Annotated in this window: 11 protein-coding genes; 4 read left to right on the forward strand and 7 right to left on the reverse strand. The window is 68.4% G+C overall.

Going from position 1 to position 12445, the window contains the following annotated elements; translation table 11 throughout:
- A partial coding sequence (locus AC1DMA_RS28035; protein ID WP_478146174.1) for a hypothetical protein occupies positions 1-212 on the reverse strand: 212 nt, incomplete at its 3' end.
- A 68-nt stretch (positions 213-280) separates the two neighbouring features.
- Here AC1DMA_RS28035 and AC1DMA_RS28040 point away from each other — a divergent pair.
- The 4 genes from AC1DMA_RS28040 to AC1DMA_RS28055 are packed head-to-tail and all read left to right on the forward strand — an operon-like array spanning position 281 to position 4678.
- Positions 281-1153, forward strand: coding sequence for a c-type heme family protein (locus AC1DMA_RS28040; RefSeq protein WP_478146175.1), 873 nt, complete (start codon positions 281-283; stop codon positions 1151-1153).
- A gap of 13 nt (positions 1154-1166) precedes the next feature.
- On the forward strand, positions 1167-2657 hold the full coding sequence (locus tag AC1DMA_RS28045; protein WP_478146176.1) for a serine/threonine-protein kinase: 1491 nt from the start codon (positions 1167-1169) through the stop codon (positions 2655-2657).
- A gap of 18 nt (positions 2658-2675) precedes the next feature.
- A complete protein-coding gene (gene tagH, locus AC1DMA_RS28050; protein WP_478146177.1) occupies positions 2676-3956 on the forward strand; it encodes a type VI secretion system-associated FHA domain protein TagH in 1281 nt (426 codons plus the stop codon).
- Positions 3938-4678: a PP2C family protein-serine/threonine phosphatase gene (locus AC1DMA_RS28055; RefSeq protein WP_478127867.1), complete on the forward strand. Its 741-nt coding sequence runs from the start codon at positions 3938-3940 to the stop codon at positions 4676-4678. The genes tagH and AC1DMA_RS28055 overlap by 19 nt, the downstream gene beginning before the upstream one ends.
- On the opposite strand, the gene tagF is transcribed toward AC1DMA_RS28055, so the two are convergent.
- The 6 genes from tagF to AC1DMA_RS28085 form a co-directional block, all read right to left on the reverse strand.
- A complete protein-coding gene (tagF, locus tag AC1DMA_RS28060) occupies positions 4642-5229 on the reverse strand; it encodes a type VI secretion system-associated protein TagF (protein WP_478146178.1) in 588 nt (195 codons plus the stop codon). The two genes, AC1DMA_RS28055 and tagF, sit on opposite strands and share 37 nt — an antisense overlap.
- 14 nt (positions 5230-5243) lie before the next feature.
- Positions 5244-8543 (reverse strand): type VI secretion system membrane subunit TssM, encoded by a 3300-nt coding sequence (gene tssM, locus AC1DMA_RS28065; RefSeq protein ID WP_478146179.1) that lies wholly within the window; start codon positions 8541-8543, stop codon positions 5244-5246.
- On the reverse strand, positions 8540-9637 hold the full coding sequence (locus AC1DMA_RS28070; protein WP_478146180.1) for a DotU/TssL family secretion system protein: 1098 nt from the start codon (positions 9635-9637) through the stop codon (positions 8540-8542). Before AC1DMA_RS28070 ends, tssM begins: the two co-directional genes overlap by 4 nt.
- The gene (gene tssJ / locus AC1DMA_RS28075; protein ID WP_478146181.1) at positions 9634-10848 is read right to left on the reverse strand and encodes a type VI secretion system lipoprotein TssJ; all 1215 of its coding nucleotides are present in this window, start codon (positions 10846-10848) and stop codon (positions 9634-9636) included. Before tssJ ends, AC1DMA_RS28070 begins: the two co-directional genes overlap by 4 nt.
- A gap of 140 nt (positions 10849-10988) precedes the next feature.
- On the reverse strand, positions 10989-11645 hold the full coding sequence (locus AC1DMA_RS28080) for an OmpA family protein (protein ID WP_478146182.1): 657 nt from the start codon (positions 11643-11645) through the stop codon (positions 10989-10991).
- A gap of 60 nt (positions 11646-11705) precedes the next feature.
- The gene (locus tag AC1DMA_RS28085) at positions 11706-12428 is read right to left on the reverse strand and encodes a GIN domain-containing protein (RefSeq protein WP_478146183.1); all 723 of its coding nucleotides are present in this window, start codon (positions 12426-12428) and stop codon (positions 11706-11708) included.
- Positions 12429-12445 lie beyond the last annotated feature (17 nt).

Here is a 12445-nt window from a genome sequence, read left to right on the forward strand (position 1 = left end):
GCCGCGGCGGCAGCGGCTCGCGCCAAACGCGCGGCTGCCGCCGCCGCCGCCGCTTCCGCTGCCGCTGCCGCTGCTGGCTCGGCTCCGGCGGCACCCGCACCCGCAGCCGCACCCGCACCCGCACCCGCACCCGCAGCGGCGCTCAGGTTGACGCCGGCACCCGGACCCGCGCCGGCAGCCTCGGACACGAGCGCCGGGCGGGGCGGCGGCAAATCTCAGTGAACCGGACCCCGTCGTAGCGCAACTCAGCGACGAACGACAGCCAGGACTGGAGACTCCCATGCGCCTTCTATTCAAGTTCAACCTGATCTTCCTGGTGGTCTTCGTGGCCGGCGTCTTGGGCACGGGGAAGATTTCGTATGACCTGCTGCAAAGCAATGCCAAGCAGGAAGTGCTGAACCAGTCGCGCCTGACCATGGAAAAGGCGCTGGCGATTCGCGCCTACACCAACGACCAGATCCGGCCGTTGCTCGAAACGCAGATGAAGTACACCTTCCTGCCCCAGACCGTGCCCGCGTATTCGGCCACCGAAGTGCTGGCGACGCTGTCCAAGAGCTTTGCCGACTACACCTACAAGGAAGCGACCCTGAATCCGACCAATCCGCGCGATCGTGCGGTGGACTGGGAAGCCGACATCGTGAATCGCTTTCGGAGCCAGGCCGACCAGAAGGAGTTCGTCGGCGAGCGCGAATCGGGCACCGGGCGGACGCTCTACATTGCACGCCCGATCCGCATCACGAACGCCGCCTGCCTGGCTTGCCACAGCACGGTCGAAGCCGCGCCGCACACGGTGATCGACAAGTACGGCCCGGCCAACGGCTTCGGCTGGCAGATGAACGAGGTGATCGGCGCGCAGGTCGTCTCGGTGCCCATGTCGGTGCCGCTGGCGCGCGCCGAGCAGACCTTCAAGGTCTTCATGGGTTCGCTCATCGGCATCTTCGTGGCCATTGGCATCGTGCTGAACCTGATGCTCTACCTGCTCGTGATCCGGCCCGTGGTGGCGCTCTCGAAGGTGGCGAACCGCGTCAGCCTGGGCGAGCCCGACGTGCCGGAGTTCGACACGCGTGGCCGCGACGAGATCGGGACGCTGGCGCATTCGTTCACCCGCATGCGACGCAGCCTCGACCAGGCCATCAAGATGATCGACACCTGAAGCACGCATCCCTATGTCGACGCCCACGCATGTCGGTCCGTACCCCATTCGCGGGGTGATCGGCTCGGGCGCGATGGGCATCGTCTACCTCGCGCACGATCCGGGGATCGACCGCGAGGTGGCCGTGAAGACGATCCACCGCCGCCTGCTCGATTCAAGCGACGACATGAGCGTCGCCGCGCGCTTCCGGGTCGAAGCCAAGGCGGCCGGACGGCTGACCCACCGCAACATCGTCTCGATCTATCAGTTCGGCGAGGACGAGGACTTCGCCTATATCGTCATGGAGTACGTTGCCGGACGCAACCTGCGCGACTACCTGCAGGCGCCGCGCAAGCTCGACGTGCCGCAAGTGCTGTGCGTGATGACGCAACTGCTCGACGGCCTGCACTATGCGCATGAGCGCGGCATCGTGCACCGGGACATCAAGCCGGCGAATCTGCTGATTGCCGACGATGGCCGCCTCAAGATCACCGATTTTGGAATCGCGCGGACCGAAACGTCGAACCTGACCCGCGCCAGTTCGATCGTCGGCTCACCGGGCTACATCGCGCCCGAGCAATACACCGACCGGGAGATCGACCGCCGCGTCGATGTCTTCTCGGCGGGCGTGCTGCTCTACCGGATGCTGAGCGGGACCACGCCCTTCGTCGGCACGGACGACGCCATCATGTACAAGATCGTCTACGAGCCGCACAAGCCGCTCAGCGAGCTGACGAACAACCCCGCACACAAGCCATTCGACGCGGTGCTCGACCTGGCACTGGCGAAGGACCCGGCGCAGCGCTTTGCGACCGCGATGGCCATGCGAACGGCGCTGCATGCGCTCGCCACCGAGACGCTGCCTGAAGTGCTCCCGGCGCAGATCCTGATGTCGCCTCTTCTGGAGGACATCAGGGAGAGCCCGACGCTGCGGGACCGGCCGGAGGGTCCCGATGCGTATTCGTCCATCGTGCCGACGGTGCCCGACTCGGCGCGGGTTCCCCAAGCCGCCGCGAAGTCGCTGCCGGGTAGCAGCCCCCCTTCGATTCCCACGCCGACCGGATGGGACAGCGCCGCGCTGGCCGAGGTCGAACGCGAACTCGCCCAGCATGTGGGCGCAGTCGCGCGCGTGCTGGTGCGTCGCGCCGCGCGTGGGTTGTCCACGCTGGCGGAAGTGCGCCATGCCGTCGCGAGTGCCATCGTCGACATCGAAGCGCGAGAGCGCTTCCTCGCCAAGGCCGGCGCGCTGCCGACGCATGGTGCGGTCTCTTCAGGAGCCTCCGGCTCCCAAGCCCCGCAAACCCGCGGCACGATGCTGAATGGCTCTCCGATGCGTGAAGGCGACGTGGAAAAGGCAGCCGCCGCGCTGCTTTCCTCACTGGGGCCGATTGCGCGCGTCGTCGCCAAGCGCTGTGCGGCGACCTCGAACACGCGCGAGCAGTTCGTTGCCAGCGTGATGGAACAGCTCACGCCAACGATCGATGCCCGCCGTGTGCAGGCCGACCTGTGGCGCGCGCTGGGCTGAATGCGGACGGAGCCGCACTTGATCGCGCTGCACGTCATGCGCCGCCCCGGGACCAGCGAGCCCGACGCAACGGCGCTCGCGCTGCCGCCGAAGGGCCTCGTCATCGGCCGATCGCCTGAATGCGACCTCGTGCTGGCGGATCCGCTGCGAAGGGTGTCGCGCCAGCACGCGGAGGTGGCCATGCTCGGCCAGGACGCGCTCGTGCGCTGCATCAGCGGCACCACGCCTTTGTGGGTCAACGATGCGCAGCTCGCACCGGGTGATCAACGGGTGCTTGCCGTGGGCGACTGCCTGCGCATCGGCGCGTTCGAATTGGCCGTCGAGTGCGTTGCGGCGCCGGAACCGCCGCGCGCGAGGCTGGATCGCTGGTTCGATCTGGACGGCGCGCACGATCCGCTTGCCGCTCAATCGCCTCTTCCCGCACTGGCGCCGGGGCTTGCTCCCGCACTGGACCCGCCGGAAGAAGTGACACCAGCGAGCGCGAGCGCAAGCGCAAGCGCCGTGGTGTCGTGGAAGACCGACCTCCTGGTCGTGCGAACCGGCACGCCGATGGTCCACAGCGCGCCAGCCGAGCCGCCGGCGGCCGCTGCCGCGCCAGAGAGCGGATCGATGACGCCGGAGTCTGTTCAATCGAGTTCGGCTGCGGCTGCGGCCGCGGAAGCCGGCTCGCCGGACCTGACCGAGCTTGCTGCCGCGTTCTGTCGTGGCGCCGAATTGACCGGCCCCCAGGTGCCGCCATTGACGCCGGAGTTGATGGAGCACCTCGGCGCGCTGCTGCGCGCGACCGCCGAAGGAACGCTCGCCTTGCTGAAAAGCCGTTCGGTCGCCAAACGCCACATGCGCGCCGAAGGCACGGTGATCGCGCCGCGTCACAACAACCCGCTCAAGTTCTCGCCGGACGCCACCGAAGCGTTGACCCGAATGTTGCAGCGCGTACCGAGCCCCGGCTTTCTCGGCCCGGTGGCGGCATTGCGCGATGCGAACCGCGATCTGCTGGTGCACCAGGTCGCCATGGTCGCCGGCATGCGCGCCGCGGTGTTCGAGCTTTTCTCCCGCCTGGGCCCTGAAGCCGCCGAGAACGCGGAGGGGCCGCCGCGCGACATTCTTTCGCGTCTTCCCAAACGTCGCGCGGCCGCCTTGTGGGAGCGCCATCGGCTGCAGCACGCCCATCTGCTCGAACACCTGGACGACGACTTCGAGGCCATCTTCGGACGCGAATTCCTGCGCGCCTATGAAGCCCAGTCGCGCGGCGACGCCGACGCGCCACCACCGGAGTCGCCATGGCACAGCGTGCGTTGAACGTCTCGGTCGCTGCGCTGTCGCAAACGGGCCGGCGCGGGTGCAACGAAGACGCCTTCGGCTATTGGCAGGGCGCCGACTCCCTCATCGCTACGCTGTGCGACGGCGCAGGTGGCCACGGCGGCGGGCAGACGGCGTCGCGCGCGGCCGTGACGCATGTGCTCGAGGCCTTCGCCCTGCGCCCCGAAGTCAGCCCGGGCGCACTGAAACGGCTCGTTCAGGGCGCCAACGACGCGGTGCTCGCGCAGCAGGTTGCGGGCACCATGACAGCGGACATGCGCACCACCATCGTCGTGCTCCTGGTCGACCTGCGCAGCGGCGCCGCCATCTGGGCGCATGCCGGCGACTCGCGCCTGTACCGTTGGCACGATGCCCGCTTGCTCGGACGCACGCGCGATCAAAGCCTCGCGCAGAGCCTCTGGGATGCGGGACTGAACGCAAGCGATGCGGCCCCGGGCCAGCTGACTTCGGCACTCGGCTCGCGCGAAGGCTTCGACGTCGAGGTCCTGGAGACGCCGCAGGTGCTGGCGTCGCGCGATGCGCTCCTGCTGTGCAGCGATGGCCTCTGGTCGGTCTTCGACGATCTGGCGATGGAGCGCAGCCTCGATGGCTGCAGCGGCATCCAGGCGTGGCTCGACCGGCTTGAAGCGGGTGTGCGGCGAGCCGATCGCATCGACCAGGACAACTATTCGGCGCTCGCGATCTGGTGCGAGGCGGGTTGAAGGTCGAGCAGTTCAAGCAGGAGTGCGGGTTCCGGCGGCCAGGCTGATGGCCGTGCAACGGCATCATCTGCAGCGGTGAGCGGCCACCAGAGGCTGGCAGGCTCCGGAGGCCACTCCCGTGTGGGTCCGGATGCCTTCTCGGGACGCGGCGGCAAGGCGGCGATCGCAGCCTCCAGCGCTTCCGGTCCTTCTGCGATGGCGTCAAGCAGCGACGCCAGCCGTGCGGCGCTTTCTTCGGATGAAGACGGCGCGTCGAGTCGTTCCACCAGCGTCATCGGAAACACGCGTCCGACCCGATCGCGTGACGCCGTGATGATGCCGCACCAGAATTCGCCGGGCATCGGATGCGCCAGGTATCGCCACGGCGCAAAGCTGCCCAGACGATCACGCAGCGTGGCGGCGTCGACGTGCGTGGCGGCGAGGGCGATACCAGCCTGCAGCCAGCCATCCCACTCATTGCGCCAACGCGCAGGGAGGCCACGGCCCACGAAGTCGCCGCGCGCGGGCAATTTTCCGTACCAGGAGACGCGACGCGACAGCGATCTGGCCATGTTCTTCACCATGTTCACCACGAGGCCTGCGGGCAACGAAAACGTGCCAGCTCCCGGAGGGTCCAGATATCGGAGCCGGGCGTTCCCGCTGCACTTGCCTCGACTTCGAGCGCGCGCGTATCGACGACGAATGTCAGCCGCGCCGGCCCGCCGTGCTCGCCTTTCCAGTCGCCGCGCAGCAATACCCGGACCCAGGCGAACGGACCTTCGTGGACTTCGGCGGCAACCCCGCCTGGGCCGGGCGGTAGCACGCGCATCAGGACCTTTTGCGTCGAAGCCGGTCCCGGCCAGACCAATTCCTTGGCGCGTCGGGGGCCGTTCTCGAAGCGCAGGAGCTGGCCGTCGACGTCGATGCTGAACTGCAGCAGTTCGGCATCCATGCGCTGCGGCGTCAGGCGCAGCCTGAGTTCAGGCAGCGGCGCGCCTTGGGGAAAGAACAGGCTGCCGATCGCCGCTGCCCGCTCGAATGCATCCGAATTGTTCGCATTGGCGCCTGCGCGGCGCCCTTTCAACTCCTTCAATTGATTGCGCCGGAAGTCGTCGAACAGGCCACCCGGGCCGAACAGGCGTGCAAAGTCGGAGGGCGCCATGTCCCGTGTCGCCGTAGCGCTGAACGGAAAGCGCTCGCGCGTCAACGTGCTGCAGGCTTGCGAGAGTTCGATCAGCGCGGCGTCGAAGCTCTGCTTCGCACCGCCGCGCGAGCGGATCAGTGTCCCGAGATCCAGGTAGAGCCTTCGCAGAGCCGCCGGCGCTTCGGCCGCCTCGGTGCGCAAGAGCGCATCGAGCTTGGCACTTTCAGTCTGGCCGCGCCCGCCTGCGGCGAGGGCCTGGAGCCTGTCGAGCGCTTGCGGGCCCGGCCCTGCCGCGTAGTCGCCGAGAGAACCGAAGCGCGCCCGCAGTGCGGTGTCGAAGGCAATCTCGGCCGCGCTGTTGCCCTGCGAGGTGGCGCTGAAATCGTCCGCGAGCCTCGTCAGCAGGCGGCGCAGCGGTGAATCGGGTGCCGTGAGTTCGGACGCCTGTCGGGATGCGTCGATTGCATCGCTGTCGGGCGCCAACGCCAGGGCATCGAGTTGGCGCGACCATGTGGCGATCACCCGTTCGGCCTGGCGTCGGCCGACCTGGGTGGCGATTTCATCGCGCCATGCGCGGTCTTTCTGCAGGCGTCGTACGTCGCCGCCGCTGTCGCCGAGCACCCAATCCGCTTCACTCGCGAGGTCGTCCATGGAGGATTCGAGGGCAGGCGCCAGATTGCGCCGCCAGTCGCTGGCGCTCGAATGCGCCGGCATCGTCCCGGCGCTCGAGGCCGCGAACAGAAGCGCGCTGGCCGCGCCAAGCCGCGTCGGCAGATCCTGGGGCGGTTCGGGATCGGGAACGTGTCGCAGCAAGTGCTCGTGGACCCGCTGCGCCACCGGGAGCGCCGCGAGGGCGCCGCGCGCGATGCGTACGCCGTCATCGTCGGGGCGCATCGCCTCGGGCAGCCCATTGCGTTCGAGCAAATTCTCGGCATGGCGCGCCACCTCGCCGTGCTCACCCGCGCCGCTGGCCTGTGCCAGCGTCTGTTCGACCCAGCCGCGCAACTCGCTGCGGACCAGGCGTGGTGGATTGGCGAGCATCAACGAAGTACGCAGCGCGTCGTAGCGGGTCGCGCCGTCCTCGGCCTGGCGCAGGTCGCGATGCAATCGTTCGACGAGCAGCGGCGCGAGGCTCCGGTCGAGCATCTCGCGGTAGACCTGTTCGGCCGAGCGCGCCAGCCGTGGTCCCTGAAAGAGCCCGAAGCCGAAGCCTGCAGGCGGTTGATCGGGATCGATGCCGTCGTTCGAGGCCAGATGCTCGAGCATCGAATAGAGCGGCAAAACTTGCTCCAGACTTGCCGATTCCAGCGGGCCGATGCGCCGCGTCAACCGCTCGACGCGTGTGCGCACGGCTTCGATGTAGTCGAGGTTGCGCAGATAGCTCTGCCACCACAGGCCGGACACGGCGAGCAGCGCGGCACCCGCCAGGGCCGCGCCGGCGATGCCGATGCGCCGACGCCATTGCAGCCGCTGCAAGCGCTGGCCTGCCAGCGGCGCTTCGACGATCACCAGGCGCTTGAGCAGCGCAGTCAGAAAGAACGATTTGCCGCCGGCATCCGGGCGCGGCAGCGGCTTCAGCGCGAGGCCGTGGCTGCGCGCGAGTTCGCCGATGACCCGGTCGATCGGGTTGCCCTCCTGCGTGCCACTCGTCAGTGCGATCGAGCGCAGGCGTTGCGCCGGTGCGGCGGCGATGTCGCCGAAGGCGTCACGCACGAATGCTTCGAGCGGCGCGAGCAGGGCCTTGAACTGCGCCGCGAACGCGTAGATCGGCAGGCGCCGCTGCGGCATGCGTTCCTGCTGCAGCAACGCGGGACTGCGCTGCGCCAGGCGGTGCCCGAGGTCGTCCAGGCGTGCTCCAAGGTCGGCCGGGATGCCCGCCACGTCGGCATCGAACACCAGTCCCCAGAGCTGCTCGCGTTGCGCGACGTCGAGATCACCGAAGGTTTCGACGAAGCCGGCAAGCAGGTCGCCCTTGGTGACCAGCAGGTAGATCGGAAAGGAGAGACCGAGCTCTCGGCGCAACTCTGCGAGGCGCGCCGCGACCGCCGCCGACTGGCGCGCGAGTTCCGCGCCGCCTTGCAGCAGGTCGGGCACGCTGACGCTGACGATCACGCCGTTGATCGGCTGCACGGGCCTGTGGCGCCGCAGGAGCGCGAGGAACTGCTGCCATTCGCCGGCGTCGGCCGTGGCGTCGCTGTCCTGCGTGGTGTAGCGCCCGGCGGTGTCGATGAAGACAGCGTCCTCGCTGAACCACCAGTCGCACTGGCGCGTGCCGCCGATGCCTGCGAGCGGGTCGCGTCCGAGCTTTTCTGCAAGCGGAAAGCGCAGGCCCGAATGCAGGAGCGCGGTGGTCTTGCCGCCGCCGGGCGCGCCGATGATCAGGTACCAGGGCAACTGCTGCACCTGTCGCCGACGCTGCCACCATCGATGTGCGCCTTGTGCGTCGACGCCTTGCCGCAACATCGCAAGCGCCTCGCGAAAACGCTGGCTCAGCTCGACGGTGGCATCGCCCGCTTCGAGGCTCTTCAGGAGCCTGTCGTTGCGCCGACGCGCCCACAATAAGCGCAGCCCATACAGGCCGGCCAATACGAGCGAGACCAGCACCAGCAAGGCCACGCGCGCGCGGATGCTGTCGAATGGCTGCCAGTTGCCAAAGGCCACCAGTGGTGCCGCAAACCACACCAGGACAGCCGCCGCGCCGAGGTTGACGGCGCGCTGGATGATGCGTGGCGAGAGCGTCATTGCGGAAACAAAACGATCTCGACGCGTCGCAGCGGCGCGCCGGCCGTGGGATCGACGCGGGCCTCGACAGCCAGCCGCTCACTGCCGAGTTGCGGCCGCAAGGCATCGGCCGTGCCACGCGCCCATTCCATCGCCTGATGCCAAGCCGAAGGCGTGCGCGCAGTCGGGGGATCGCTGCCGTCGGTATAGCCGATGACGAGCACCTTGCCCGGCACTTTCTTCAACGCTGCACTCACGCGCGTCAACGCGCCAGTGGCGTCGCCGAGTGCATCGGCGCCGATCACCACCACGCTGCGCAGCGCTTCGTCGCGCACGGACAGCCGGCCTGCATCGATGTCTTCACGCAGGCTCGAGGCCAGCCGCGGAGGCACCGGCATTGCGCTCACGGCTGCTTGCATTCCGGGCGCCTGCGCCGGCACGAGCCGCTGCAAGGACGCCAGCACCCCGTCGACGCGCGCTGCAAGCTGAAGCTGGCTTGCGGTGTAGATGCCTACGGCCAGCACGCCCAGGAGCAGGACCGCAGGCAATGCGATGCGCGACGCACGCGGCGGGCTGGCCGCGGCGGGCGCGCAGTGCCACGGCGCCACCAACGCCGGGGTAGCAGACGCCTGCTCCAGCGCGAGATGCACGCGTGCGCGCAAGGTCTCGTGGTCGCCGCTGCCGGACGACAGGCCCGCACGCAGGCCGAGACTGAGGCAGGTATGGAAGAGTTCGAGCAGGGCGCGATGCTCGCGCGGCCTTTCCGCGAGCCGCGACAGCAGGCGCAAGAGCTTGCCGCTCCCGTCGGCCTCGCCATGGAAACGCTGCAGGAGTCCGGCGGCCCGCGTGCCCGAGGGCGTGGCGCCCAACTGTTCGTCCGCCCAGGCGCACAGCACATAGCTTGCCGCTGCGACGCTGGGCTCGTCGACTCCCGCAACGCGTGCGTTGGCTTCGAAATGGGCGACCGCGGCAGCGAGCGTTCGGCGCAGCTCGGCCGGGTCGACCGGCGCCGAGTCGCGCAAGCGCGACAGCAGGGCAACGAGCGGGAGCGCCTCCATGCGCAAGGCGCGGGCTGCAGTCGGCTCGTCGACGGCTTGCGAATTCGCTCGCGTCATTTGGCCCATCCCAACTGCAGTCGGCGCGCCTGCGCATCGAGGCGGGCGCGCGCCAACGATCCACTCGGCAAAGGCAGCACCGCCCGCCACTGCGAACTCTCGATCTCGCGAAATGCACCGAATACCGCGACGGCACGTGCGTCGCCGCGCAGCTCGAGGTCCAGTTCCCGCGCCTCGCCGGGGCGCAGAAAGAGACTCTGGCGCGCGAGCATGTTCGATCCGAGCGTGCCTTCGTCATCGTCGTAGAGGCTGTCGAAGCTCGCCTTCTCGAATTCGCTCGCATCGCTCAGCACATAGACGCGCACCGCCAGCGAGGCCGATGCATCGCGCGCGTCGGTGTTCAGGCTGCGCTGGGCCTGCACGAGCAGCTGCAAACTGCGCTTCGGTCCGGCGAGTGTGGGCGCGGGGCCGGGGTTGAACATGAAGTTCACGACCATCGAGGTGTTGACCCATGGGATCTGGCGCTCCGCGGTATCGCGCAGCACCTTGATGCGCACGGTCTTCATCATTTCCTCGACGTCGACGCCCGGCGTGCGCATCTCGGTGGCGAGGTAGCGCGTGTAGATGCTGTTGCCGCCGACCGGACCGTCCTCGGCGACACGACCGGGCGCGGCGGAGAAGGCGATGAGCGCCCCCGGCGCCGCCATCTCGGCCAGCCCATTGGCGTTTCGCGAAGCGCCAGCACGCGACGCGAACGGGTCGTTGCGGCAGGCGTCGATGATGAAAATGCGCGCGCGCGCTCGCACCCGATCTACATGCGTGAGCAGTGCTTCCTGCAAGTCGATGGCTTCGTCGCGCACTTCGGCCTCGTCGCGCAAGGCGATGTCGACCGGCAGCAGGAAGTTGCGGCCTCCGATCTGCACGCCGTGGCCCGCGTAATAGAAGACCGAGGCGACCTGGTCGTCATCCATGCGGCGCCCGAATTCGCGCAGCACACGCTTGAATTCGCGCGCGTTGAGATTGAGATATTCACCCACCTCGAAATTGAGACCGCGCAGTGTCTGCGCGACCAGCCGCGCGTCATGCTCGGGATTGTTCAGTGGGAGTTCGGGGTAGCGCCCGTTGCCGATGACCAGCGCGATACGGCGTTGCCCCGGCGATTCGATCGCGGACCGCTGCGCTTGCGCCTGGGCCTGCGCAACGTCGGCCCGGCTCCACCACACAGGAATGAGACCGAAGCCAAGGCAGGAGAGCAGGCGACGGCGAATCATGGTGACGGCGCTGAGAATGAATGCTGCGGACTTCGAGGACTCCACTGGCGGTCGCACGCCATTCTCGGTTGAGCGCTGCGGCGGCACAAGGGGAGAGCGGGGGAGGGCGGAGGGACCTGCGCCCGCTCGGCAAGGACTGCTCAGGCGCCCCGGAATTGCACGCGGCGGTTGATGGCGGCGTAAGGGTCGGTGTCCTGGAGCGGCCGGTCTTCGCCATAGCCGACTGTCTTCAGGCGTGCGGCGTCGATGCCGTGATGCACGAGATAGTCGCGCACGGCGCGGGCCCGGTTGCGCGACAACTCGAGGTTGTAGGTCGGATCGCCGGCGGCGTCGGTGTGGCCTTCGATGGTGACCTTGCTTCCGGGCGCCATCAGCTCGATGCCCTTGGCGAGCGCGTCCAGCTGGGTGCGCGCGGCCGGGAGAATCTCGGCGGAATCGAAGCCGAAGCGCACCGGCAATGAGAGCGCGGAGGCATTGGCGTTGGCGTCATTGCGCGCAACACGGGCGGTTTCCGAGGGACGCGCCGATGCGTTCACGCGAGAGCCCGCCGCCATTGCTGTGACCTTGGCCGGTGCTGCGGCGGGTGCTTGGGGGCGGGCTTGGGCTTGGGTTTGGGCTTGGGCTGCCGGCGGCTCATCGAGCAAGCGGATCGACCGGTTCAGCACGTCCGCCACGTCCTGCGGAACCACAAGCTGGCCTTCGTGATAAATCATCACCTTCTCGGCCCTCGCGGCGGGGGCGATCATTGCAACGGCGGCGGCGAGGGCCAGTGCGAGAGTGCTGAGGTAGCGGATCATTTGAGGGCTCCTTGGGCGGTGGGGTTGATGCCCATGGGTTGCGCGTGCCGCTGGCCCGGTTCAATCTTTATCGACGCTGCCGATGCCGCTGATCGAGCGTGTCACCACGGGGTCGCCGTGATAGCGCACGTGGCCTACACCGCCGATGCGCACCGCCAGCGCATTGCGCGCGGCGAGCTGCGCTTCGCCGTTGCCGTCGATGGCGACCTCCGCACGCTCGCTGGCGAGCTTGGGCGCCGAATAGCTGCCGATGCCGGTGATGGCAACCTGCTGCGCCGCCACCTTGCCGCCGCCGACCGCGACATCCCCGGCTCCGGTGATCCGCACGTCGAGATTGCGCGCGTCTTCCAGGCGGTCGACACGGATGGAGCCGCCGCCTGCAAGCACCAGCGCGAGCGTGTCGCTGTGCAGCGGTCCGATGGTGATGGCGCTGATCGCGCGCGAATCGATGGCTCGCAGCTTCTGGACGCCGAGCTTCATCCGAATGGGCTGCTGCGTCTCGACCTTGCCGGGTGCAAGCCCGATGACCAAGCGCCGGCCATGCACCTCGGTCGTGATCTTGCTCAGCACCGCGGGTTCGGCCTCCAGGGTCAGTGATTCGCGCGGTCCCTGTTCGACGTTGATTTCGGCCGACACGGTGGACACCACTTCGTCGAAGCCGGCGACGTTGCGCGGTTCCGTCGCGGCCCGTGCGGGTGTGAACGGCGCAGCTGAAAGCAGCGCGGCGCAGGCTGCAGCGCGGATCCAGGAGGGACTCGGAAACACTTGTTCGAACCAGTTCATGGCGAACTCCGGAGGGT

The sequence above is a fragment of the Variovorax sp. 05N34 genome (assembly GCF_056397405.1).